The 25315-nt window shown below is 35.4% G+C and carries 22 protein-coding genes and 1 pseudogene; 10 read left to right on the top strand and 13 right to left on the bottom strand.

Features of this window, described 5'->3' with window-relative positions; translation table 11 throughout:
* Window positions 1-15 precede the first annotated feature (15 nt).
* Together LCP48_RS02240 and LCP48_RS02235 are read right to left on the bottom strand one after the other, a co-directional pair.
* Entirely contained in the window at window positions 16-699 is a 684-nt protein-coding gene (locus tag LCP48_RS02240; RefSeq protein ID WP_004229769.1) for a hypothetical protein, read from the bottom strand.
* 11 nt (window positions 700-710) lie between these two features.
* The gene (locus tag LCP48_RS02235) at window positions 711-1823 is read right to left on the bottom strand and encodes a mandelate racemase/muconate lactonizing enzyme family protein (protein WP_004229770.1); all 1113 of its coding nucleotides are present in this window, start codon (window positions 1821-1823) and stop codon (window positions 711-713) included.
* A gap of 80 nt (window positions 1824-1903) precedes the next feature.
* On the opposite strand from LCP48_RS02235, the gene LCP48_RS02230 reads away from it, so the two are divergent.
* The gene (locus LCP48_RS02230; protein ID WP_225340622.1) at window positions 1904-3145 is read left to right on the top strand and encodes a PadR family transcriptional regulator; all 1242 of its coding nucleotides are present in this window, start codon (window positions 1904-1906) and stop codon (window positions 3143-3145) included.
* An 85-nt stretch (window positions 3146-3230) separates the two neighbouring features.
* On the opposite strand, the gene nhaC is transcribed toward LCP48_RS02230, so the two are convergent.
* From nhaC to LCP48_RS02190, 8 genes are all read right to left on the bottom strand, one after another.
* On the bottom strand, window positions 3231-4679 hold the full coding sequence (gene nhaC, locus LCP48_RS02225; RefSeq protein ID WP_036219355.1) for a Na+/H+ antiporter NhaC: 1449 nt from the start codon (window positions 4677-4679) through the stop codon (window positions 3231-3233).
* Window positions 4680-4958: 279 nt separating this feature from the next.
* Complete coding sequence (locus LCP48_RS02220) at window positions 4959-6068, bottom strand: amidohydrolase (RefSeq protein ID WP_004229775.1); 1110 nt, start codon at window positions 6066-6068, stop codon at window positions 4959-4961.
* A 204-nt stretch (window positions 6069-6272) separates the two neighbouring features.
* Window positions 6273-6416, bottom strand: coding sequence for a hypothetical protein (locus tag LCP48_RS02215; protein WP_004229777.1), 144 nt, complete (start codon window positions 6414-6416; stop codon window positions 6273-6275).
* Between the two features lie 225 nt (window positions 6417-6641).
* Window positions 6642-8684, bottom strand: coding sequence for a TRAP transporter permease (locus LCP48_RS02210; protein WP_004229779.1), 2043 nt, complete (start codon window positions 8682-8684; stop codon window positions 6642-6644).
* Window positions 8681-9196 carry a DUF1850 domain-containing protein gene (locus LCP48_RS02205; RefSeq protein WP_004229786.1) on the bottom strand — a complete coding sequence of 172 codons (516 nt, stop codon included), beginning with the start codon at window positions 9194-9196 and terminating at the stop codon, window positions 8681-8683. The genes LCP48_RS02210 and LCP48_RS02205 overlap by 4 nt, the downstream gene beginning before the upstream one ends.
* A gap of 125 nt (window positions 9197-9321) precedes the next feature.
* Complete coding sequence (locus tag LCP48_RS02200; RefSeq protein WP_004229790.1) at window positions 9322-10311, bottom strand: TAXI family TRAP transporter solute-binding subunit; 990 nt, start codon at window positions 10309-10311, stop codon at window positions 9322-9324.
* Between the two features lie 290 nt (window positions 10312-10601).
* Window positions 10602-11153, bottom strand: coding sequence for a superoxide dismutase family protein (locus tag LCP48_RS02195; protein ID WP_004229793.1), 552 nt, complete (start codon window positions 11151-11153; stop codon window positions 10602-10604).
* Window positions 11154-11314: 161 nt separating this feature from the next.
* A complete protein-coding gene (locus LCP48_RS02190; RefSeq protein WP_004229795.1) occupies window positions 11315-12079 on the bottom strand; it encodes a 3D domain-containing protein in 765 nt (254 codons plus the stop codon).
* Between the two features lie 298 nt (window positions 12080-12377).
* Between LCP48_RS02190 and LCP48_RS02185 the strand changes: the two genes are divergently transcribed.
* Window positions 12378-12563 (top strand): putative motility protein, encoded by a 186-nt coding sequence (locus LCP48_RS02185; RefSeq protein ID WP_004229797.1) that lies wholly within the window; start codon window positions 12378-12380, stop codon window positions 12561-12563.
* Between the two features lie 36 nt (window positions 12564-12599).
* On the top strand, window positions 12600-13760 hold the full coding sequence (locus tag LCP48_RS02180) for a response regulator (RefSeq protein ID WP_009371788.1): 1161 nt from the start codon (window positions 12600-12602) through the stop codon (window positions 13758-13760).
* Window positions 13761-13816: 56 nt separating this feature from the next.
* On the opposite strand, the gene LCP48_RS02175 is transcribed toward LCP48_RS02180, so the two are convergent.
* Window positions 13817-14833: a GGDEF domain-containing protein gene (locus tag LCP48_RS02175; RefSeq protein ID WP_004229802.1), complete on the bottom strand. Its 1017-nt coding sequence runs from the start codon at window positions 14831-14833 to the stop codon at window positions 13817-13819.
* A gap of 280 nt (window positions 14834-15113) precedes the next feature.
* Between LCP48_RS02175 and LCP48_RS02170 the strand changes: the two genes are divergently transcribed.
* From LCP48_RS02170 to LCP48_RS02150, 5 genes and pseudogenes are all read left to right on the top strand, one after another.
* The gene (locus LCP48_RS02170) at window positions 15114-18152 is read left to right on the top strand and encodes a hybrid sensor histidine kinase/response regulator (RefSeq protein WP_225340621.1); all 3039 of its coding nucleotides are present in this window, start codon (window positions 15114-15116) and stop codon (window positions 18150-18152) included.
* A gap of 132 nt (window positions 18153-18284) precedes the next feature.
* A complete protein-coding gene (locus LCP48_RS02165) occupies window positions 18285-18974 on the top strand; it encodes a response regulator transcription factor (RefSeq protein WP_004229805.1) in 690 nt (229 codons plus the stop codon).
* Window positions 18971-19957 (top strand): sensor histidine kinase, encoded by a 987-nt coding sequence (locus tag LCP48_RS02160; protein ID WP_004229808.1) that lies wholly within the window; start codon window positions 18971-18973, stop codon window positions 19955-19957. Before LCP48_RS02165 ends, LCP48_RS02160 begins: the two co-directional genes overlap by 4 nt.
* A gap of 103 nt (window positions 19958-20060) precedes the next feature.
* Window positions 20061-20822, top strand: a complete 762-nt coding sequence (locus LCP48_RS02155; RefSeq protein WP_004229809.1) for an ABC transporter ATP-binding protein — start codon at window positions 20061-20063, stop codon at window positions 20820-20822.
* Window positions 20812-22652 (top strand): annotated as a pseudogene (locus LCP48_RS02150) (FtsX-like permease family protein). Before LCP48_RS02155 ends, LCP48_RS02150 begins: the two are co-directional and overlap by 11 nt.
* A gap of 388 nt (window positions 22653-23040) precedes the next feature.
* Here the strand turns inward: LCP48_RS02150 and LCP48_RS02145 are convergent.
* Window positions 23041-23481 (bottom strand): hypothetical protein, encoded by a 441-nt coding sequence (locus LCP48_RS02145; protein ID WP_004229811.1) that lies wholly within the window; start codon window positions 23479-23481, stop codon window positions 23041-23043.
* A 172-nt stretch (window positions 23482-23653) separates the two neighbouring features.
* Here LCP48_RS02145 and LCP48_RS02140 point away from each other — a divergent pair, with 172 nt between their 5' ends.
* Together LCP48_RS02140 and LCP48_RS02135 are read left to right on the top strand one after the other, a co-directional pair.
* Window positions 23654-24292, top strand: coding sequence for a YfbR-like 5'-deoxynucleotidase (locus LCP48_RS02140; protein ID WP_004229813.1), 639 nt, complete (start codon window positions 23654-23656; stop codon window positions 24290-24292).
* Between the two features lie 103 nt (window positions 24293-24395).
* Complete coding sequence (locus LCP48_RS02135; protein WP_004229815.1) at window positions 24396-24908, top strand: zf-HC2 domain-containing protein; 513 nt, start codon at window positions 24396-24398, stop codon at window positions 24906-24908.
* A gap of 51 nt (window positions 24909-24959) precedes the next feature.
* Here LCP48_RS02135 and LCP48_RS02130 read toward each other — a convergent pair whose 3' ends face one another.
* On the bottom strand, window positions 24960-25298 hold the full coding sequence (locus LCP48_RS02130) for a zinc ribbon domain-containing protein YjdM (protein WP_004229817.1): 339 nt from the start codon (window positions 25296-25298) through the stop codon (window positions 24960-24962).
* Between the last annotated feature and the right edge of the window lie 17 nt (window positions 25299-25315).

Below are 25315 nucleotides of genomic sequence, written 5' to 3'. Positions count from 1 at the left end.
GTAAGGCTTTGTGCTTTATTTTTCGTATACTACAAACCAATCGTTGTTTTCTTCAAACATAGACGTGCCAAGGAAACCTTGTTTTAAAAGTTGCTGTTGCGCAGTTGTGTCTCCCATCGATATCACTTGTTTTTCAGTAAAATTCGGGGACATCTCTTGTCGTAAGTCTTTATAAAAAATATAACGAAGCTTATCTACATATTTAATTTTTAATCCTTTAATAACGAGGTCTTGCGAGAATTTATCCTTTAAGCTCGGAATATTATATGGCTTTACAGTGGAGCAAACATAATCGTATTTTTCTAAATCGATATTTTCCATCACTACGGTAGCTAATGTTTTCTGTAATCCGTAACCTCGATATTTTGGTGAAACATTCGATATTTCCTGATATAAAACACGTTGAAATTCGTTTTCTGCAATTCCACAATCATAGCCAAGGTGTTCTTCATCAATTGGCGGATTTAACAGTGCACGAAAGGCAATTAATTCTTCCCCTACATAAGCACCTATCATCATTCCATGACCATTTAAAATATATTCAAATTCCTCTGTGCTTAAGGGTTGGAGGATACTTTGGTCTGCTAATGCTTCATAAACCTCAACTTGTAGCTCTTCAATTTGTTGTAAATGTTGGAGCGTTAATTTTATAACAAAAAACGGTGTCTCACCAAGCATACCATCATAGATAATTTCCATATTACGCCTCCTTAGGCTGTGACAACAGTTGAAAACTTACATAATTCCTGGATGACAGCTTCATCTACATCTACACCTAATCCTGGTTTTTCATTTAAGCAAATAAATGGTACATCATAATGTAAGTTCCCAACATCCTTTGAGAATTTTAATGGACCCGTTAGTTCTACACTCGTCATAATCTTCTTAGAAAATGCTACATGGAAACCTGCAGCAGAACCAACTGACGACTCTACCATGGAACCAACTTGACATTCAATTCCTGCCATTTCCGCCATCACAGCAAGCTTCATAGCAGGATAGATGCCACCACACTTCATTAATTTAATATTTACTTTATCTGCTGCACGCTTGGCAATAATTTCACGCATTTCACGTACGCCTCGTAGTCCTTCATCAATCATTAATGTCACATCAGACTTTGATTTAATTTCTACCATTCCATCAATGTCTTCGCTATCGACAGGTTGCTCTAGCCAATCGATATTTAAATCTTTCATAGCACGTAAACCTTGTAAAGTAGTGGCTGCATTACCCCAACCTTGATTTACATCCACTCGAATAGCAATGTCTTCGCCTACTCGCTCACGTACCGCTTTTATACGGGCTACATCACGAAGCACCTCTGTACCTACCTTCATTTTAAAAGAGCGATAGCCCATTTCTACTCGGTTAGCTGCCTCTTCTGCCATTGCTTCAGGTGTTCCAATACTTAGTACATGTGTGATTGGGAATTTTTCATGATAACGTCCACCTAAGAGTTGGTATACAGGCACCCCTAAGGCTTTCCCAGCAATATCAAAGCAAGCAATATCGATCGCTGCTTTTGCTGCGGGTACATCTTTCACAACTTTATTCATTTTATCGTGTAGCTTTTCAAAGGCCATTGGACTTTCCCCAATAATAGCTGGGACAAGCTGATGTTTTAGCACAGCATATGTACTTTCCCATGATTCACCTGTTACATGTTCATCAGGAACAGCTTCACCATACCCTACCACACCTGTATCGGTAGTTACTTTTAAAATAATGGAAGGCATTGTATCATATGTAGCATAACTAATGATGAATGGATCAATTAGCGGTAAATGTATAGCAAAAATTTCTACTTGTTTAATTTTCATCGTAATCAGTCTCCTCTGTCGTTTAAGTTGTCGCTAATACGTCGTTAAATGTTTAAAAAAATAGAAAAGGATCGATGCCCATGTCTACCAAAATAGCGATGATATGTTCAAAAGCATTTATGAAGCGTATTATTAGTATCGCACAAAACATAGCCGATATTCAATTAGAATTTTATCTTTACAGCCACCCCTCTGAAGCGCCTACTTTGATGAAGCAAATAAAACCATGTGATGCAATATTATTTGGAGGAACATTACCCTATCTACACACTCAATCATTACTTTCAGAAATTCCAATACCTTGGAATTATATTAAGCAAGATGAAACAACCATTTCTACAACATTGTTATCATTAGTAGCCAAACATGCTGTAGCTATCGACAGGATATCCATTGATGTAATGAATCCTGCATTCGTTGATAATGTTTTAGCAGAAATAGAATTTCGTGGTCAAAAGCCACATGTTCAGCATATTTCGATTACTGAACCAACTGAGAATATTTTAAAACGCCATATCGCCCTGTGGAATTCTAAAAGTATTGATTTTGTCATTACAAGTATTCATAGTGTATTTGATGAACTACAAGCACTTCAAATACCCTCAATGCGAATGTTAGATGCTACTAAGTCAATTATTCAATGCCTTGAAGAAACAAAATCAAAATCACTATTAACCAAATCAGAAGCTTTCAAGGCTGTAGTGGGTCTCTTAGAAATCCCTAAAAATTCTTCCATTGAATCAACTGTTTTAAGTGAAATTGCGAAAGCTACATTTTCAACCATTAAGCAAATTACAACGCATTCCTTTGAGCTATACACAACTGCTGGACATCTTCAAAATGCTCTCGAAAAGGAAAACTTAGAGCAGCTCATACAGCAAGTTGAACAACCTTTTAAGCTAGCATTCGGCTATGGCTATTCCATTTTGGAGGCCACACAAAATGCTCAGCATGCTTTAACATTTACTAAACCTTTTGAAATTTATATTCTTGATGAACATAAAAACTTATTAGGGCCTTTCCCGAATACAGAAGGTAAAATTTCTTTAAAAACCGATGATCCTTATGTTTTACAAATGGCTAAGCTTACATGTTTAAGTCCATTGAATATCTCTAAAATAATCAATTTCAGTAACGAACGACAGTCAGCTCAATTTACATCTCAAAATCTTTCTGAATACCTCCAAGTAACACGACGTACTACAGAGCGTATTATTAAAAAATTAGTTGATAATGGTTATGTAAATATTGTTGGTGAAGAAATGACCCATCAGCAAGGACGTCCTCGTAAAATTTACCAATTGAATTTTGCAACTTACTAAACACCTATTAAAAATGGAATTCTCGCAGATACTATCATCTGCGAGAATTTTCTTTAAACTTGTAATATAAAGAGAATTTTAATAGCTAGTCTACCATTACCATGTTATCAGAATTACTTAATTCTTTTTCTTTTTTACGTTGCTCTGCAGCCGCCATTTCTTCTGGCGTCAACTTAACAATCGCAAAACCAACATATGCATAAATGATCGAGATGATTGGTACAACAAAATTAATAATCGCATATGGTGCGTATTCCATAGCACCTACACCTAATGTCCCTAAAATAAATACCCCACAGGTATTCCAAGGGATGAATACAGATGTTAATGTCCCACCGTCCTCTAGTGCTCTCGAGAGGTTTTTCGAATGTAATCCACGCTCCTGATAAACATTCGCAAACATACGAGATGGAACAACAATGGAAATATATTGCTCAGAGCAAGTTGCATTTGTTGTAAAACAAGCAGCAATTGTTGAAGCAACTAAACTTCCTGTAGATTTAACAAACTTCATTACAAGATTCATTAATGCTTTTAACATTCCTGAATATTCTAACACTCCACCGAATGTCATTGCTACGATTGTCATTGAAACCGTATTCATCATAGATTCTAGCCCACCGCGGTTAAATAGCTCGTCTACCATTTGATTACCTGTAGAAATTTCAAATCCTGCTTGTAATGCATGAACCGCACTAGTTGCAGTACCACCTTGAACAAAAATTTGTAATAAGAAGCCAGAGACAATCCCGATAATTAAAGCTGGTATTGCAGGAACTCTTTTTGCAACCAAAACAATAACAGCAACTGGTACAAGTAATAACCAAGGAGAAATAACGAAGCTTTCTTCCATCACATTTAATGTTGTTAAAATTTCTTTCGATTGCATTGATATGTCAGCAAATTTCCTACCTAAAATACCGAAAGCTACTAATGCGATTACTAATGCTGGTATTGTCGTATACAACATATGCTTAATATGGTCAAACAAGTTAGTTCCTGTCAGCCCTGCTGCGAGATTGGTTGTATCTGATAACGGTGACATTTTATCTCCGAAATATGCACCTGAAATAACCGCACCAGCAATCATCGCTGCTGGAATTCCCATACTTAAACCAATACCCATACCTGCAACACCAATTGTTGCCATTGTGGACCATGAACTACCAATAGCTAAAGATACGATTGCACATAATAGCATGATTGTCACTAAGAACCAAGCTGGTGAAATTAATTTTAAGCCGTAGAAAATCATTGTTGCAACGACCCCTCCACCAATCCAAGCACCTATCGTCAAGCCTACTAAAATAATAATGACAACTGCTGGTAACGCTAAACGTATGCCTTTATACATCATTTCTTCAATCTCAGACCATTTATATCCATGTAATTTGGCAATAATTGCCGCTACAGTTGTGCCAACAATTAATGGTACGTGAGGACTCTGCTCTAACACAACTACTGTAATAAGCATCGTAATAATCATAATTGCAAATGTAAGAAGTGCCCAAAATGCACTAATTTCTTTTTTCATCGTCCCATCCCCTTTTTTTGCACCAAATCCCTTTTCGGTTTTTTCAAGACGCAAATAAATTTTTACGTTTTTTAGCTTAATATTCAAAAAATTAAAAGTCAACGCAAAAAATTTATGCTTCCCTAGCAAATCCCTTTATTTTAGCGTAATAAAACGTTTTCAAGTAGCAATAAAAAACAATGCAAACCCTTGAATATCCATACATTATTAAAAATGTTCATGCAAAAAAGCTATATGAAAAAATAATTACATTTTTTCATATAGCTTTTTATAATTTTTTTATTCAGGTTTTTTTTCTAATACACATGCAAGTACTTCCGCAGCATCAATTAAGGCACTACGATCAAATGACATTTTAGGGTGGTGTAATCCTGGTGTTAAATTTGCACCAATTCCAATCATTGCCGCTTTTAATTCCGGCTTTTTAACTGTATAGAAATGGAAATCATCACTGCCCGGTGTAGTTATTTCATCTGCTAAATGCTCTTCTCCCAAAACTTCAATGATGGCATTCTTCGCCATGAGCGCAGCAGTTGGGGAAACTTCAGCACCTGGTGTGAAATCTACCCACTTCCAACTCATATCAATTTCAAATTGTTGTTGTATTGATTTCAAGCCAGATTCAATTTTACTGCGCAGCAATTCAAGTTGTTGATTATGTTGTGCGCGAACATCCATTGAGAAACTAGCATTACCAGGAATAATATTTGTACTACCCCCATCTGCAATAATTTTTGTTAATTTAGCAGAATGAGGTTCAAATGGTGATAAATGAATGCTGTGTAGCATTTGTTGCACGGCCATAATAACATCTATGGCATTTTTACCTTGATGTGGTCTAGCACCATGTGCATCTATACCTTGAATAGATCCCTCTAAAAAATAAGCAGCACCATGATGAATCGCAGGCGAAACTTTGCCAAGTGGTAATTCTTCTATTGGTCTTAAATGAACACCAAATAAATGTGATACTCCATCAACTGCGCCTCTATCAAACGTTGCGCACGCGCCATTTCCTAGTTCTTCAGCAGGTTGGAAAATGAAACGAACACGATGCTGTAAGGTGCGATCTTTCAGTAGTAATAATGCACCAAGAACCATTGAGATATTCGCATCATGTCCACACGAATGATTTGCTTGCCATTTCCCATCAACTTCCTGCCATAAAGCATCAATATCAGCACGTACTGCAACAATTTCATTACCAGTCCCAATTTCAGCTATTAATCCTGGTATATCACCTAATAAACGATAACTAACATGCAATTCATCCAGTATGGAAGCAATTTTTTTAGTAGTCTCAAACTCTTTCCAACTTACTTCGGGATATTGATGAAAATGATCAAACCATTGATAAATCGTTTCTTCTACTGTTAAAGCTTTCGACATAACTACACCTCTATACGCATTTTTGTTTCCCATTATACATGAATCTTTTTCAGAAAAGTACATATGTCTTCAGACCTAATTCACTTATTTAAATCATATATTACATTCATATGCACTGAAAAAGCCATTTATCAATAGAGGTATAAAATACAATGGGCTATGCTAAAAGTTAGTATACTTTCAACATAGCCCACCAAATTTTCATTATAAACTTGTAAAAAACCCTTCTGGATACTCTTCATATTGAATATTTACCATTTGCTCCCCATTTTTCTCTTCCTCTTCACGCAAATCAGATTCTTGATCCATTAAATACGTCTCAAACTTTGAATTTTGCAACTTCCCCATTGTACCACTCCTTATTTATTGAATTTTCTGATAAAAGGATTATACAATAGTTTTTTAGTAAATTGCAATAAATTATATCCATTATGCATTATAACTATAAAACCTATCACAAAATTAGATTAAAAATGCCACTGATTCTTATGATTTCTAAAACGAGTTTCCCTTTTAAAAAAATCTGCTCATTAATAGTTATTAATTGAGCAGATTTTTATGCAAACCCAAAATTTACGAGACTGAAACTCCCGTTTTGCCATTCATATTATCGGGATGATTTCCTTTTTTATGGGATAGAAATTGAATTACAAACATCACAATAAATATTCCTAAACCTACCCAATCCGAGAATTTTTCTGGATAGATTAGTAATAGTCCTGCCGCAATCAAAATAATTCTTTCAAACCAGAAAAGTTTACGATACCAGTAGCCGATCACCCCTGCACCAATTGCCACCATTCCCGTGATAGCAGTAAATACTACCCATAAAATTTGCGGAATGGTTGTATCAATCATTAATAATGCTGGGGAGAAAACAATCATGTACGGTATAATAAATGCCGCAATCGCAAGTTTCGCTGAATTTACACCCGTTTTGATAGGGTCACCACCAGAAATACCTGATGCCGCAAACGCAGCCAGGGCTACAGGCGGTGTAATATCTGCAATAATACCAAAATAGAACACAAAGAAATGAGCAGATAGTAATACAACTACTGGCACTAATTCTTGTGGTGTATTTGGAGATAGTAATGCCACTATTGCTGGTGCAGCAATTGTCGATGTTATCACATAGTTAGCTGTTGTTGGTGCACCCATCCCAAGAATAAGCGATGCAATCATGACAAAAATAAGTGTCAAAATAATACTCCCACCAGCTAAAGCTACTAAGCTATTTGCTAAACTTAAACCTAGTCCTGTTTTTACAACGACACCCACAATAATCCCAGCACAAGCAGTAGCTGCAACGACACCTAATGCAGTTCGAGCACCTTCTACCAACGCATCAATCACATCTTTTGGTTTAAGACGCGTTTCTTTATTAAACATAGTCACACCAATTGAAATGATAATTCCATATAATGCAGCATGCATAACTGGTGTACCCGTTAGCATTAATATGATAATCGCCACAATCGGTAATAGAAGGTAAATCTTTTTAAATACCTCTTGACGATTTGGCATTTGATCGTCTCGCAGACCTTTTAGACCAACTCTTTTTGCTTCGAAATGTGTCATAATCCAAATACCTGTAAAATATAAAAGAGCAGGAATAGCTGCCGCTTTTGCTATATCCCAATACGTAATCCCTCGACCAATAAATTCAACCATTAGGAAGGCAGCAGCACCCATAATTGGCGGCATAAGTTGACCACCTGTCGATGCAGCTGCTTCCACAGCACCAGCAAACTCTTTTCGATAGCCTAGTTTTTTCATCATTGGTATTGTATAGGAGCCTGACGTTACTACGTTTGCTACAGAGCTTCCAGAAATCGTACCTTGAAGTGCACTTGAGAATACAGCTACCTTCGCAGGACCACCAATTAATTTTCCAGCTAGTGCAACTGCTAGATCGTTAAAATACTGGCCAACCCCTGTTTTCACAAGAAATGCCCCGAATAGTAAAAATACAAAAATAAATGTGGCTGATACACTAATCGGTGTACCGAATATCCCATCAGTTGTAAAGTACATAAGATTGACGATACTTTCCAAATCCTGACCTCTATGTGCCATAAATGCTGGGAAATACGGGCCATAGTAAGCATAAATCAAGAAAGCGATTGCAATAATTGTAATTGGCAACCCTACAGCACGTCGAGCAGCCTCAAGAACTAGTACAACAGCTATTAGCCCAACAATAAAGTCTACCTGTGTAATGGAGCCATTGCGATTCACAAGTTCTGTATAGTTCATAGACCAATACGAACCTACTGCAATAGCTAGTAATGCTAAAATATAGTCGAACCAGGCAATTTTATGCTTGGGTGCTTTTTTTCTTGCTGGAAATAATAAGAAAATTAATGTTAAACCAAAGCCTAAGTGGATGGTACGTTGGATTTGAGCAGGAAATTGCCCAAAAATAGCTGTGTAAAGTTGGAATAGCGAAAATGCTAAAAGGCCATAGAATATAACATGCTTCATTACACCTGAAATGGTTCTTACATTGGATTCTATATCATATTTTTCAAGTATGGCTTGTTGCTCTTCAGCAGAAATTTGCTCAAATTCTTCTACTTTTTTTTCTTTCTTTGATTTCTCTTGTGTTGTCATTTCATCCTTACTCCTTTCCACTGTTCGTAAAGCGACAAACGCTTAATTTCAAATAAATAGGATTTACCCCTCTGTAAATTTTTTTTCAAATCATATTCTCCATCTGCATAATTGAATACCAGATCTAAATCTAAATCACCTATATAGATCGTAAAATTCTCAAGTACGGCACTATTGTTAAATCGGAGAACATATTTACCGTTCCGTTGAATAAGTGTTTGATTTTCCTCTGCATAGCCTGGCATACCAATAGCTAAGTCTTCATATTCCATTTCAAGCATTTCAATACGATTACCTTTTATATATTGATAGGATTCCAATACATCTGACTTATGTATGGAGTGGGTGTATCTTATTTGAAAGGTTTGCTCATCTAAAATGGGTATGTAGTGCACTTTAGGATGGGATAAACGAGTCTCTGTAAAGGTGAACACCTTTTGAAGAGGAAGAAATATGACAATACATAGACAGATACTTAATAGGACTGTTATGATGAATTTTCTCTGTTGCATTCGACCTATTCCCCCACTTTAAAAGCTATTCGCCTAATCCTATATCCTAAAAGTAAGAAAGAGACTCGAAGCTTTATGCAACGAGCCCCTTCGTATTTTTTAGAAAGTTTCAAGCACTATTCACACTATTTCTTTTCATTAAAGTATTTTTGTGCGCCTGGATGAATGTCAATACTAATACCATCTAAACCTGTTTCTGCCTTAATAAATCTTCCTTTATCGTGAGAAATTTTATTTGTATTATCATAAATAGCTTTTGTCATTGAATAAACAACATCTTCCGGAAGATCCTTCTTCACCGCTAGCATAGCCAGAACTGAAACTGTCTCCACATCGTTTGCAATACCATAAGTACCAGCTTTTACTGTGTCTTTTGCATAGTAAGGGTATTTAGCAATGATTTCATCAGCTTTACCCGCATCTAAACCGATAATATTCACTTTCGTTGTAGCATTTAACGCTTCAACAGCACTTGTTGGTGTACCTGCTGTAATAAATGCAGCATCTATTTGACCTGATTGAAGACCATCTGTTGATTCACCAAAATCAAGGTTTTGTGCCTTGATATCATCCATTGTTAATCCATTGATTTCAAGTAATTGTTCAGCATTTGCGTAAGTACCCGAGCCTGGCGCACCCACTGATACTTTTTTACCTTTTAAATCTGCATATGTTTTAATACCTGAAGCTTCAGTTGTAACAAGTTGCACTGTTTCTGGATAAAGCGCACCCAAAGCTGAAATTGTATCAATTTTATTGCCATCAAACATCATCTTACCTTCAGTAGCATAATAAGCAATATCCGTTTGAACAAATGCAATCTCACCTTTTCCTTCTTGTAAAGCTGTCATATTGGCAGCAGATGCCTGAGATACTTCTGCAGTAGTTTTAATGCCTGTATCAGTGGTAATTAAATCAGCAAACGTACCTCCAAGCGCATAGTAAGTACCTTGTGTGCCACCTGTTAATAAACTTAAAAACTTAGGTTTTTCGGTTGATTCGGAGTCTTCTCCAGTGTCCTTCGAACCACTACCACTATCTGATCCACATGCGGCTAATATCATAAGCGCAAAGATACTTAATAGCATTATTAGATTAAATTGTTTCTTCTTCATAGTAACCTTCCCCCTTTGGTTATTTTTAAGAATCTATTTAAAATTAACAAACTTAGTATAATAATGTCAATATATTTATAGTAAATTCAGACTTTTATAATTATACAAAACTACTTAACAACCATTAATTTACAGAGCTATAGCTTTATTTAATTACCCCCTTTATATCTATAATAAACTCATATTTTCTTTTTTTAATAAAATAAAATAACTATTCTAACTGTATAAATAATGAATAGAATATAAAAAACTGCATCTGAAAACAAACAGATACAGTCAGACATTGTATACTATTGAATGGCTCCACAGGCTATTCTTGCTCCAGAATTACCAGCAGGATCTGTTTTATAATCATCCGCTGATTCATGAATGACAATAGCACTTCCATCACTATCTAATAGCGAATTAGGTTGATCCTTTTGTAAAGTTAACCCCTCAGCTAAAAAGTTAAGATCCACATTGCCATCTTCACCAATTTCCAAATTTGGTAGGTCCCCTAAATGATAGCCATTAGGATTTAATTTACCATGTTCCTTGTTTGTTGGATTAAAATGGGCTCCTGCTGATTCAAATTTAGGTGGCTCACACTTTCCTACTTCATGAATATGGATACCGTGTGTACCTGGTGGTAAGCCTGTTAATGCAAGCGTCATCATAACGCCATTATCTTCCTCTTGAAGATATGCATTGCCATAGCTTTCATTGTTAGCACCAATCACTTTTGCAGTAGCTGTTAAAGGGGAAGATGCATTGACAGCTACTTTTTCCTCTTTCTTATCAAAAAAACTGCAACCCGCAACAAAAATTAGTAAAGAAAGACTCATTAAGCTTATTTTTTTCATAAAAATACCTCCTCTCTTTCTGATGATTTCCAATTTCTTCAGTACTTATGCACAATTAGTCATTTATGCTTCTATAATGGCTCCTATTTCATTGGAGCTTGAATAGGAAACTCAACCAAAATAAAAGGGATTTCCCAAAGTTCGAGAAACCCCTTCCATAATTAATTTAAGATTTTTACCGTTACTGTTTTGACACCCCACTGAAGTGCTTGTCCTTCAGTAGGAATAAATACATCGATTTTATTTCCTTTAATAGCTCCCCCTGTATCAGCAGCAATTGCTTCACCATAACCTTCCACCCAAACCTTCGTACCGAGTGGAATAACTCGTGGATCTACAGCGATTACCTTTAAATTAGGATTCGATCTTATATCTGTTCCATTGGCTGTAATTCCTGAACAGCCTTCACAATAGGCTGTATAGGCAGTAGCACGCATTGTTAATGTTTTACCAGAAACAGTTGCTGGAGCACTTGCTGGTTTTGTTTTGGCTGGTGCAGCAGGCTTAGTAGCTGTTGCAATCCCCTCGGAAGTTTTTGGCTTTGGTTTTGCAGCTGACGCTTTAATAGCTAGCGATTCACCAGCTAAAATCAAGTCTGACGCAAGGTGATTCCATTTTTTCAAATCGTCTACCGTCACATTATTAATACGAGCTATTGAAAATAAAGTATCGCCACCCTTGATGACATATTCATCCCCCAACGGTTCTTCTGCTTTTGACGTGTCTTTTACTAAGTCTTGCTCTGGGTAAAACCATAATGAATCCTTTTCATTTAATTGCTGGAACTCACCTACAGTTAAATTATAAATTTGCGGGAGTGCCCATAGTATATTACCTGGCGATTTGTCCTTAGCAAAGGAAGGACTAGCATAGAGACTCACACCAAATGTCAATACTACCGCTAAAGCTAATGCTCTTTTCTTCATGTTTAGTAATACCTCCATCATTTTAATTATTTGTTGCAAATCTGTTGCTAGCACACTAGAGTTGAGCGCTCTATTATGTAAGCAACAATAAGTTTGCAAATTAATAACTCAGGACTAGCTGCCTGATATTAGGAATTATTACTATAAAAACGGAAAAATATACAATTTCAATTAATTTTTTAGTAATTTAATCAATTTATTGCGGATAAACTATAATTCAGTAGGGCTGTTTAGGCCTTTTTTATATTAGATATTTGCTATATTAAGCCGATAAAAAAGAAAAGGAGGGAATATAAAAATGGAAGTTAATTCACTTATGTCATCCCAGCTGATGGAGCTCCAACAAACAGTACAGATGAGTGTCATGCAAAATGCTCTTAATTTAAATACAACTACAGCAATTGAATTACTGAAAGAACTACCTCAGCAACAAACAGCTCCTACTCACCCATACAAAGGATCTATAATAGATATCTCAATCTGATCATACAGCCATATTTATCGAAAGGAGGTTCCTTATGTGACTCGGGTAATTGTCGTGGACGATGAGCCATTAGCTCTGGTTAGTATGGAAAAACATTTAAATGAATTTGATAACATAGAGGTCATTCGAACCTTTACTACAGCAAAGGATGTACTGAAAGAAGGACCTAACTTAGACTTTCAAGTAGCATTTTTAGACGTTGAAATGCCCGGTATGAGCGGATTAGAAATAGCACAATTGATAAAAACATGGGATAAAAATATCTGTATCATTTTTGTAACTGCCTATCGAGACTATGCTGTTCAGGCATTTGATGTACAATCTCTTGATTATTTATTAAAGCCAGTTTCAAAATCTCGCTTAGAAATGACAATTAACAGAATACAAAAGCTGTTCCAAAAAGAACTATCATCGGAGAAAACTCGAACGCATCAAAAGCCTATGCTTCAAATCAGATGCTTTGGAGAGTTTGTCGTTTCTTTTGATGAAAAAGTAATTCATTGGAGAACAATTAAAACAAAAGAGTTGTTTGCCTTTCTATTTTTACAGCTTCATATGCCAGTACCTCGTGATTATATTTTAGATTCACTTTGGAGTGATACGGATGTAAAAAAAGCCAGAGTACAATTGCATACTACTGTCTCCTACTTACGTACAACACTTTCAGCTTATGGCTACACGGATGTCATTGAATATGCGAATGGCTGCTATATTTTGAAACTAAACGATTTTCAATGTGATGCCTTTGATTTGGAGGATATCTTAAATACCAAAGCTGAAACAGGAAGATTAAATATTGAAAAAGCTGAGGAACTCATCCAAAATTACCATGGTGAGTTTATGGCAACAATGGACTATGCATGGACTACTAGTAAAGCAAATTTGATGAATAAACAATTTAGTCAACTACTTGATGAATTGATACTTTATTACTCTAAAAATCAGAATCTTAAAAACAGAGAGCGGTCATTGTTATTTGCTTTAGAGTTTAATCCGTATTCCGACAAAATCGTGCAGCAATTAATCCAACATTATACTGAAATTGGAAATCGCGCAGAAGCTATAAAAATATATCATACGTTTAATAGCCTTCTCTTAACAGAATTAAATGTGTCACCATCTCAGGAAACCACAGAACTTTTTCAAAATGTCTTACAGGCACATGAAAAAGAGTACGAAACAAGCGTTTACCCCTAAGGACATATGAAAAAACATGCTAGCGTTAAGTGCTAGCATGCTTATATAGTTTAATATTATTTAACAATCATTTGTCTCATATTACTTACAATACATAAACAGTTTCTTCCAGATTGTTTAGCCTTATATAAAGCATGATCTGCAATTTCTATCAGTTGATTGGGACTCTGGACATTAGGGGTAAAAGCCGTAATTCCAGCAGACATTGTCACAGATCTCCCACACACAGTTTCTTGTAAAGCTTGTTTAATTCGGAGACTTTCTGCTAGTTGGACTGCATCCTCTATATTCATAGAAGGTAAGATGACCATAAATTCTTCGCCGCCAAATCTAAAGCAAAAACCTTGTTCCCCGACACTGCTCTGCATAGTAATCGCAAAGGCTTTTAAAACTTCATCCCCTACAGTATGACCATATGTATCATTTATACTTTTAAAATCATCTAAATCTATTAAGATAATGGCATGCGGAACCTTATCAATAATTAATTTGTGTAAAATTTGATCCATTCTTCTGCGATTAAGAATCCCTGTTAATGAATCTAAGTTCAACTGCTCTGTTAAGTCATTGATTTTACTTTCCGAACAGATCATCATATTTTGAACATTCTTTTTCAATAAATTTACCTCATGATACCAATCAGCGATTTCCTCAATCCCTTGTACTCCTTCATCTTCTTCAATCCTTTTCGATAGCTCTTTAAGAGGCTGTATAATTTTGATAGCAAACCAAATAGCAAATCCCATAATAGTTGCTATAACTATTATGATTGGGCCTAGGACTTTTTTAAAGAACAAATTGAAGGACACTATTCTTTCACCAAATAAAGTATCAACTATTTGTTGCGTATACGGCTCTAATGAATGGTCATCTGTCTTAGCATCTTGTAAATAGCTTTCCGTAATTGTCGAGACTTCCATTACATAAGTTTCTTGTACATTTGCTTTATGTTCCTTCAAAATTTCATTGAAATTCCGATAGCTAATCCAAATACTAATACTAGATGTCATGAGGACAACAATAGTTGTCACACTAATAATAAGAAACGATAACTTTAACTTGAATTTACCCACAATAGACCATTTCTCCCATTGAGATGTTTTGTCGTTAATCTTATCTATGTTTAAATTTTGATATACTTATTCAATCATCATACGTTAAACCTCTTAAAGAAAACTTAAACACTAATGATTTTTTCCTTTTTCAATTTAAAAGGAAAAAATCGATAGTACTACTAACTCCAAATTGTTCTATTTATATAGGCTTAAAGCATTCTTTTATTATCCATTATATTTTCTTTTTTCCAATTTCGTGGCATGGTAGATAGAGATTCATTAGGAGGGAAAAATTGCTGTGTTGAGAAAAGCTTCTACCCGACATCTACTTATTATTATTGCCATTTTTATAGCCCTTACTTTTCTAAGGATATTATGGTTAAACTATTTCCTCCCCTCTACACATCAGCCTAGTGCCAAAGATGGTGTGGTCAACATAAACAATTTGACTATATCGGAAGAAGTTATTTCTTTGGATGGAGGGTGGATCTATTATCCCGGACAATTTGTGAATTCTGAAAATAAGGGAGGTAACAAAGAGAGTCATAGCAATACCTATAATATACAAAATATTCCTGCATTAAAAAAAGAGCGAACAACTCAACCCTATGGCACTTATCAGTTAAGAATTCTGCTACCTAACACTTCATATAATGATCGATATGCCATTCGTATCCCTGCTATATCAACTGCTTCAAACTTATATATAAATGGAAAGCTAGTAGGTAAATCAGGAAAAGTAGCAGATAATGCGGAAGACCATGAAGGCCAAGCTGCACCTTATACTGTTTATTTTACTAATACGCAATCTGAAATTAATCTCACACTTCATGTATCTAATTTTGATACACCTACAAGTCCTATTATTAATAAAAGGATTTTATTTGGCACTGCTTCAGCAATGACGCATCATCAATTAATTGTAGGGCTATCTCTTTCAACTATTGTAGTTATGCTAATCATATTCTCTCTTTTTAGCATACTTGTATATTTGTTCATCTATCGAAAATCTATCGTTTTACTTTTCACATTTGGTTTTCTTTTGCCCTTAGCAGATGAATTAATTACGTTTGATCGCTCCCTACTGGATTGGTTGCATCTGAATTATGTATGGTCCTATAAGCTTTCTACTATTATTTTCCTAGGAGCCTCCTTTTTCTTTGTTCAGTTTATGAGAGTCCTCTTAGTCAAATATCACAACACTAAAACATTTCAATGGATTTTTGCTTGTTATATTTTGAATGCAATACTCACGATTGTTTTACCAATGCCATGGCTGATACCTACGAAGAATATTTTCTTCGTACTTTATCTAGTATCCTTTCTTTACGTAGTGATACTGGCTCTTAGAGAGTATCTAGAAAACCAAAAAAGAAGCTCTGCTTTTATTGCACTAACAGCTATCGGCACAACAAATGGTATTATATGGGGCTTCATTAAATCTATATACGTATTCGATATTCCCGTTTATCCATTCGATTATTTATTTATCATGCTTGGTTTTTCTAGCTATTGGTTCAAACGTTTTCATGAGAACTCTCAGCAAATTCAAAACTTAGTGACAAAGCTACAACACGAGGATGCTTTAAAAGATGAATTCCTTACAAGCAATGCAGAGAAACTTTGGAGTCCAATGAATAGGATGATTACCCTAGGTCAATCCATTTATGACAACAAACAGAACAAACTTGTTACTGAAGATGAAAAAAACCTCAAACACCTAATCGATATAGGTAGAAGTATGTCCTTTACGTTAAACAACATACAGGATTTTACTCGTTTAAAAGAAGGAGATTTACATCTTCATACACAAAGTGTAAATCTTCAAGGTGCTGTTTATGGAGTTTTTGATATCCTCCGCTTTATTGCAAATGGTAAGCAAATACATATGGTATCTTTAGTACCACCAGATTTCCCAAATGTATTAGCCGACGAAAATCGCCTTATTCAAATCCTATTTAACATTTTGCATAATGCCCTAAAGTACACAGGTGAAGGCTCTATAGAAATTATTGCTCGTGAAAAACAGCATATGGCTATTATCCACATTCGTGATACTGGACAAGGAATGGACAATGTTGTACAAAGTCTTTTGTATTCTCCCTATGAACAGGGTCAGGAATATGATGAAGGCATTGGCATTGGCCTACTTATTTCAAAAAAACTGATTGAATTGCATGGTGGTACGTTAAATATACAATCTATTCCTAACAAAGGATCGAATATTTATTTTACATTACCTCTTGCAGATGAAAGCACACAAAATAAGGAATACGCAACCTTTAATGCACAAGCTAAAACTCAGCTATCCACAACAAATGAACGAGAGTTATCCATGGTGTCAGATAAGCATTTCAGGATTTTAATGATTGATGATGACCCTATGAATTTAGCAACCATGAAAAGTATATTTTCTATCTCTGAATACGAAATTACTACTGTTACAAGCAGTGAGAAAGCTCTAGCCCTCATTCAGCAAGAAGCATGGGATTTAGTAATTGTTGATGCAATGCTACCGTATATTTCAGGCTATGCTGTGATTCAAAAAATACGAAAACAATACTCATTACTGGAATTACCCATCTTATTATTGACGATAAGAAAGCACCCTGAAGATGTTTATACAGGCTTTGCCTACGGTGCTAATGATTATGTAACAAAACCTATTAATGCATTAGAGCTAAAAGTAAGAAGTCGAGCTTTAATTGATTTAAAATATAGTATTCAACAACGTCTACATCTAGAAAGTGCTTGGCTGCAATCTCAAATCCAACCACACTTCTTATTTAATACACTTAATACCATTGCCTCACTTAGTACTATTGATACAGATAGAATGATTGATTTAATGCATCACTTTGGTGAATATTTACATGCTAGCTTCGATGTCCGAAATCTTCAAAGAGTAGTACCACTACAGCATGAGCTCGATTTAGTTCGTTCGTATCTTTACATTAAACAGCAGCGATTTGGAGAATTAATTCAGATTGAATGGGATATTGATGAAACAATACAAATTGATATTCCTCCAATTTCTTTACAAACGTTAGTTGAAAATGCCATTCGACACGGTATATTAAAGAAAGAAGAAGGCGGTACTGTTTGTATTCGTATTAAAGAATTTACAACTTATGTATCCATTAGTGTGATTGATGATGGTGTGGGAATTAGCCCTACTCAATTGGAGGAATTGCAAGAAGATTACAAAGGGACAAGCTCTGGTATAGGATTAAGAAATACAAATCTACGACTTAAAAGAATTTATGGCCAACAATTACAAATTCAAAGTACTATTAATCAGGGTACAAATGTTACTTTCCATATACCTAAAGATTAAAAACAGGAGTCATTACAGTGCCAATTTGAATCTGTAGTGACTCTTTTCTCAAGTTTAAAATAACAATTTTTCTATAGATTTTTTGAAATGAGGGTACATTATACATATAGAATAAAGGAAGGATCGATAGGTATGTACAAAATATACATAATAGAAGATGATGCAAATATAGCTTCACTGATTGTCGAGCATTTAGCTAAATATCAGTTTGAATGCTTTACTGTACAACAATTTCCACACATTATTGAAGAGTTTAATACGATACAACCACACCTAGTCATTATGGATATCAATCTCCCGACTTACGATGGCTATTTTTGGTCACGGAAAATCCGTCAACTCTCAACCTGTCCCATCATCATTGTCTCTGCCAGAGTAAATGATATTGATCAAGTATATGGAATTGAAAATGGTGCCGATGACTTTATTACAAAGCCCTTTTCATTGGATGTCCTCATGGCAAAAGTAAATGGACTACTTCGGCGTACCTATGGTGAATATGCTTTAACCGAGACTTCAACCATAACAATAGCCAATACTACCTTAAATCCAGATACAGTTCGTCTTCAAACAAAAGGCAATGAGAGCCTGTTAACGCTAAAAGAAATGCAACTTAGTAAGTTATTATTCGAAGCTTACCCTAATGTAGTGCCGCGTCAAAAGCTTTTAAGTGCTATTTGGGATGATGAAACCTTTGTTGAGGAAAATACTTTGTCTGTGAATATTGGCCGATTACGTAGAAAATTTGAAACCGTACACTCTCAACTTGAGATTAAAACGATTCGTGGTCTTGGATATCAATTGGTGGAGAAAGGTAAATGAAGCTATTCTTTCGAGATCATCTTAGTATCATTATTCTCTATAGCATAAGCTTCCTCCTATTACCTTTGATTATTCATGTATTAGATGACCTATCCGCACACTATGCCTACTTTATTTTTCTTGTCAGCTTTCTGTTTATTCTGTGGCTACTTGGTCGTTATTATCGAAGAAGAAAATTTTATCATCATTTACAAAAAAGTATCCACACAGAAGATGACCTTCATTTATTTGAACCACGTGCAGCTATTGAGCAATACTATAGTAAAAAGCTAAGGCAAATACAGTATTTATTTTTAACCCAACAGCAAAGCTTGGAAGAACAAGCACATGAGAAGCAACTTGTTCTATCACATTTTGCACATCAAATGAAGACACCTTTATCTGTTATTCAATTAATCGTTCAAGCTACACCCAACAAGACCACTGATGAATTGCAGCAATGGCATACCATCAATAAAGAGTGCAATAAATTGACATTTACCCTCAATCAGTTATTAACGTATGAGCGCACATCACATTTAGTAGCTGATTTAAAAATTGAACCTATTGTTTTAAAAGGGCTCGTGCAAGAAGTCATCAATGATTTGAAGGATTTTTTTATCATAAGAGAAGTTTTTCCAAAGCTGACGTTTGCTGAAGACCAAATCATTTATTCAGATCGAAAGTGGTTAAAAATTGTACTTTATCAAGTATTAAATAACGCCATTAAATATAGTGAAATGGCAAGCACCATTCATATCGACTATGAACATGAGGCTTTACACATAACCAATCGTGGTGAGACCATCCCTTCTAGCGAAATAGCACGAGTCTTTGATTTATTTTATACAGGTATGAAGGGGCGATCAAGTGGCGAAGCAACAGGTATAGGCTTATATCTAGTGAAAAAAATATTAACTACACTAGAGCACCCCTTCACTTTACAATCTTCTGAGCATGTCACTATTTTTTCCATTAATTTTTCAAACAGTCTTAAAAAATGAAGATGACAACTTTGTCATCTTCACGTCATCAAGAGAAATAGGTTATGTGCCGCTCCTTTTCTATACTAAAGGTATCTAATGACCATAAAGGAGTTGTTTTAATTTGGGTAACGCCATACTACAAGTAACCAATTTGCACAAGGAATATATCGGTGAGATCACCTATAAAGCGTTAAACGGTATCGATTTTCAGCTACAGCAACAGGAATTTGTAGCTGTCATGGGACCTTCAGGTAGTGGGAAAACAACATTTTTAAATAGTGTATCCACTATTGATCGTCCTACCGCTGGCGATATCTTCATAAACAATCATAATCCTTACGCATTAAATGATGAGGACCTCGCCAAATTTAGACGCACTGAACTAGGTTTTGTATTTCAGGATTTTAATCTTGTGCATACATTAACAGTGAAAGAAAATATTTTATTGCCATTAACATTAGATAGCCTACCTGCTTCAAAAATGCTTCAACGTTTAAAGGATGTCGCTCAATTTCTCGGTATCGAGGAACTATTGCCGAAACGTATTTATGAAATTTCAGGTGGACAAAAACAACGAGTAGCCATCGCTCGTGCCGTTATACATGGGCCAAGTTTATTGTTAGCAGACGAGCCTACAGGAAACTTGGATTCAAAGGCTGTCAATGATGTCATGAACTTATTTTCCTCAATTAATCAAGAGCTTGATACGGCTATTCTCATGGTGACACATGATCCTTATGTGGCAAGCTTTGCCAATCGCATTATTTTTATTAAAGATGGGAAATTATATAACGAAATACATCGAGGCAACAACCGTAAGCAATTTTATCAGGAAATTATGGACACGCTTGCTTTTCTAGGTGGTGGACAGCATGAGCTTTAATCATATTGTGATTCAAAATATTTTACGTGACAAATGGACGTATGTTTCTTACTTCTTGAGTAGTATGTTTTCTATTATTATTTTCTTTCTATTTTCTGTTATCGTCTTTCATCCAAATCTGAAGAGCCTCGATCCAGACTCTACACTTGGAATTTCTTTAATGCTAGCTAGTATGCTCGTTTATTTATTCTCTTTTATTTACATTACCTATTCAATCACAGCATTTTTACGTAAGAAGACCAAGACCTTAGGAATATTTATGATTACTGGGGCTTCCATGAAGCAGATTCGTAAGCTGGTCTTCCGTGAAAATCTGTTAATTGGCATTTTAGCTATTCTGGCAGCTATCGTTCTCGGCCTTGTCATTATACCTCTTTTCTTAATGGGTGCAAAAGTCATTTTAAAGGCAGAAACATTTGGTATGTACATGCCTCTTCAAGCAATTAGTATAACCATAGGATTATTTCTGATTTTATTTGTTGTGATATCGACAGTTGTTACGAGGTTCATTAATAAAGAAGCGTCTATCCAACTCTTAAAAAGTGATACAGTTATCGAGAAATCTATTAAGCCTCATTATGGGTTATTAATACTAAGTATTTTGATGTCTGCCACTTTAGCTTGCTTGCTAAAAATCGAGCATTCCATTGTAGACACGTTAAGTGTCCTTTTTATCTGTTATTTTTTATTAGCATTCTTTGTACGATTTATTTAGTTATTACACAAGGATTTCGTTTGTTTTTGAAAATATATGAAAAGTCTCCTGCCTATCTTCAAAAAACAAATATGCTTTTGGCGTCCAATTTAAATGCAAAAATGAAATCACATGCAAATATGCTGTTTCTCATTACTATCCTATTAAGCGGTGTCTTTCTATGTACAAGTATTTTATTTAGCTCTTATTACAATGTAAAAAAGACTAGTGAAGAAAATTATCCATATAGCTTTCAATATATTGCTGATCCAAAAGCTGATGACAACATGGTCAAGGCTGATCTTGATTATCTTGAAAATACTTTATCAACGGTTGAAGCTCACAAGTATTTTATTGAATTTAAATCAAACGAAGATCAACGTATTGGCTATATGCCTTTATCAAATTTTAATCTGATACAGCATCAGGAAATCAAACTAAGTAAAGATGAGTTTATTGCCGCCGCTGGTAATCGTGGTGAAGCGCCAATAATAAACACTGCCAGCGACCTGTTTATAAAGTCTTTCAAACTAGCCAGCACCCATGAGCAAAATCTGCTATCTACTGGCTTCCAACAAAGTTATTTCATTGTACCTGATGACATTTACAAAACCATTGACTACCCTGTTTATAAAACGTATATCTATGAATTGGAAGAATGGACAGCCCATACAAATTTGGCGAATACAATTACTAATAACTTACCCTCTTTACCTGGAGAACGTTATGTAACATCCAAAATTGATTTATATAACACAGAGATGTTTGTCAAAAGCGTCATGTTCTTTATCGGCTCCATGTTAAGTCTAATTTTCTTAAGTGCAGCCATGAGTATATTGTACTTCTATTTACAAACAACATTACAACAAGAGAAGGAAAAGTATATTGGTATCCGTAAGTTAGGACTTTCTAGAAATGAATTAGCTACCATTATCACTAAAGAATTGGCGATTCTTATTTTTGTACCATTCACCATAGCTATTACACTCTTGCTAATTACCCTTTTGGCTATGCGAACAATGGTTTCTACAGCATTTTTACAAGTTTCCATAGCTAGCTCTTGTTGTTTCTTTGTACTTTTCCTCATTAGCTATGTATTCATTCGAAAAAGTTATTTTAAACGCTTAGTAAGCTAAAAAAATCGCACTCCTTAAGGGTGCGATTTTTTCATAGTGTTGAAAAACAAACCAATTAATAGAATCTTTATGAAAGGTGAAAATGTTTTCTTTTAGCAAAGTTTTTCAAATAAAGTGAAGGTGTTAACTACTCATTTTAATGAGGAGTATCGTCACTCATCACTTCTCCACATTGAAAATAAAAGCCCTAATTCAAATAATGGGTTATTTGATCGCTACTGCTGATAAGGAAAAGACACTTCTGCAGAATGGTTGATTGAAGAGAAGCCAGCGTCACTCCTAAGGGATTTAGCGGCTCATCGGACGCCCCCTGGAAAGGACGCTGGCTGAACGGAAATCAACCTCTCGCCTTGTGAAAAGGGCTTTTTTGCAGATGACATTATCTTTTTTACCAAAGAACGGGCTTTGCTACCATCAGCCATAGCATAATAAGCAATAATACTATATACATCCATGTTTTACGATGCAACAGTGAAACAAATTGTAGATGATTAAATGCTGGTGTGTTAAAAGTACGCAACGTTGGTTTAAACGCTCTTGCTAGAAATACGATGGATGCAAACATCACGAGGAAGGTTAATACAATCCACGAGGTATTCCAATAATAGCCCGCATGCCACATTAACAAAATACCCGAGGCTACTAGTACATGCCCCGAATGTTTGACTAGCGTAATGGCCCCCTTAAAGGCTTCTATATATGGTGGCATGTCATCCATGGAAGCTGTACGCATTTTTTTTACAATGGTGAGCACAACGAACAAAGGCCCAATCGAAAGAATAGCACTTAAAATATGTATATAAAGAAGAAGTGTATAAATGGAAAACATGCTGTGTACTCCCCTTTTCATCAGTCCCCTTCATTATAGCATTCAAGCTGAATTTACTTTATCAGCAATTGTGAATCCTTTGTAAACACAGCTTGAATCATTGTTAAATTGTTTGAAAACCGTATAAAGAGGGTATTGTTTATAGTAACATGCACTTATAAAACAAAAAGGAGTGATTTTTATAGGAATTCACCAATTTTTTACAAGTCTTAATGATTTAGAGCGTATTATTCGTTGCCCTGGTCGCTTCAAATTTGAAGAGCACAATGTGGCAGCCCATTCTTGGAAAGTGTCACAATATGCGATGTTTTTCGCAACGTTAGAAGAAATGCACGGTGCAACAGTTGATTGGAAATCTTTATATGAAAAGACAATCAATCATGACTTTGCGGAAGTGTTTATTGGTGACATTAAGACACCAGTAAAACATGCTAGCCCAGAGTTAAAGCAAATGCTCGCACACGTGGAAGAAAAGATGATGGAAAAATTTATCATCAATGAAATCCCACAAGAATTTCAGGCTGTTTTCTTTGAACGGATGAAAGAAGGAAAGGATCATACTTTAGAGGGTCGGCTACTTGAATTTGCTGATAAACTCGACCAGTTTTACGAGGCTTTCGCAGAATTAAAGCGTGGTAATACTGACAAAGAATTTGTCTATATGTACCAATCAGCCCTTTCAAAACTCTTGGCTATTCCGCTTGAAGCGACCGTCCACTATTTCCGCACAGAAATTTTAAAGGACGCAGTAAAGGAAAAAACACATATCGATATTCAAGCATTAACAAATGAAGTATTAACATCAAACTAATAAGGTGCATGTACAAGTTTTCCGATTGAAAAATTCACGGAAGGCTTTTTTTATTTTCCACAAAAAGTCGTATAATGAGGAGAGATTGAATGGAGGGAAAGTATTGTCACAGGAATGCTCAATTATAGAAGATTTAATACCTCTTTATAAAAAACAACTGCTTCAAGCATCAACAATAGAATTTGTCGAACGGCATCTAACAACTTGTCAGCAATGTCAGCAGCTAGTAGTCAATTCATCAACTCAGAACGCATACTTACCCATGAAAAGAACATTATCCTTTTTTCATATCATATTTATTGTATTATCCTTTATGTTTGCCATTAATTCTTCCTTACTCGGCAATCAAAAGGGCTTTGTCATCTCATATGCTCTTTTCGGCTGTCTTTCTTACCTTTTCTATAAAAACATATGGATTGTTTTTATCATAAGCTCTGTGCCTGTATTCGTTTGGGCTATCATTAATAATCTTAATAATGAGCTCTATATTACAACCTTTTCTTTAACCGAAATAGGAACGCTAGTGATGGGAGCTGGCTACATCGCACTTTTACATACCATTTTCGCCTTAATTGGCGCAGCTTTTGCCATTCTATTACGTAGGGTTTTTCAATAAACAAAAAAGCACCTTGAACTTTTTTATCAAAGTTGAGGTGCATTTTGTTTGTTAGGCCTTTTTCACAAATTCTGATTTTAATTTCATGGCACCAAAGCCATCAATTTTACAGTCGATGTTATGATCGCCTTCCACTAAACGGATACTTTTTACCTTTGTCCCAATTTTTAAAGTGGAAGAACTACCCTTCACCTTTAAATCCTTAATAACAGTAACTGAATCGCCATCCGCTAACAGATTACCATTTGCATCTTTTACAATAAGTGCATCTGGTTCGTGTTCAGTTGCGTCCATACTCCATTCATGTGCACATTCTGGACATACATAGTTTGCTCCATCCTCATATGTATATTCAGAATGACATTTTGGACAATTCGGATAAGCTGCCATTTTTACTACCTCCTTTT

Source organism: Lysinibacillus capsici, assembly GCF_020217405.1.
Lineage (GTDB): Bacteria > Bacillota > Bacilli > Bacillales_A > Planococcaceae > Lysinibacillus > Lysinibacillus capsici.
This window is presented reverse-complemented; position numbering and strand designations above follow the sequence as displayed.

What these genes read in the sequence shown, in the direction of transcription:
- LCP48_RS02240 (WP_004229769.1), bottom strand. Translation starts at nt 699, where the DNA reads ATGGAAATTATCTATGATGGTATGCTTGGTGAGACACCGTTTTTTGTT.
- LCP48_RS02235 (WP_004229770.1), bottom strand. Translation starts at nt 1,823, where the DNA reads ATGAAAATTAAACAAGTAGAAATTTTTGCTATACATTTACCGCTAATT.
- LCP48_RS02230 (WP_225340622.1), top strand. Translation starts at nt 1,904, where the DNA reads ATGTCTACCAAAATAGCGATGATATGTTCAAAAGCATTTATGAAGCGT.
- nhaC (WP_036219355.1), bottom strand. Translation starts at nt 4,679, where the DNA reads ATGAAAAAAGAAATTAGTGCATTTTGGGCACTTCTTACATTTGCAATT.
- LCP48_RS02220 (WP_004229775.1), bottom strand. Translation starts at nt 6,068, where the DNA reads ATGTCGAAAGCTTTAACAGTAGAAGAAACGATTTATCAATGGTTTGAT.
- LCP48_RS02215 (WP_004229777.1), bottom strand. Translation starts at nt 6,416, where the DNA reads ATGGGGAAGTTGCAAAATTCAAAGTTTGAGACGTATTTAATGGATCAA.
- LCP48_RS02210 (WP_004229779.1), bottom strand. Translation starts at nt 8,684, where the DNA reads ATGACAACACAAGAGAAATCAAAGAAAGAAAAAAAAGTAGAAGAATTT.
- LCP48_RS02205 (WP_004229786.1), bottom strand. Translation starts at nt 9,196, where the DNA reads ATGCAACAGAGAAAATTCATCATAACAGTCCTATTAAGTATCTGTCTA.
- LCP48_RS02200 (WP_004229790.1), bottom strand. Translation starts at nt 10,311, where the DNA reads ATGAAGAAGAAACAATTTAATCTAATAATGCTATTAAGTATCTTTGCG.
- LCP48_RS02195 (WP_004229793.1), bottom strand. Translation starts at nt 11,153, where the DNA reads ATGAAAAAAATAAGCTTAATGAGTCTTTCTTTACTAATTTTTGTTGCG.
- LCP48_RS02190 (WP_004229795.1), bottom strand. Translation starts at nt 12,079, where the DNA reads ATGAAGAAAAGAGCATTAGCTTTAGCGGTAGTATTGACATTTGGTGTG.
- LCP48_RS02185 (WP_004229797.1), top strand. Translation starts at nt 12,378, where the DNA reads ATGGAAGTTAATTCACTTATGTCATCCCAGCTGATGGAGCTCCAACAA.
- LCP48_RS02165 (WP_004229805.1), top strand. Translation starts at nt 18,285, where the DNA reads ATGTACAAAATATACATAATAGAAGATGATGCAAATATAGCTTCACTG.
- LCP48_RS02160 (WP_004229808.1), top strand. Translation starts at nt 18,971, where the DNA reads ATGAAGCTATTCTTTCGAGATCATCTTAGTATCATTATTCTCTATAGC.
- LCP48_RS02145 (WP_004229811.1), bottom strand. Translation starts at nt 23,481, where the DNA reads ATGTTTTCCATTTATACACTTCTTCTTTATATACATATTTTAAGTGCT.
- LCP48_RS02130 (WP_004229817.1), bottom strand. Translation starts at nt 25,298, where the DNA reads ATGGCAGCTTATCCGAATTGTCCAAAATGTCATTCTGAATATACATAT.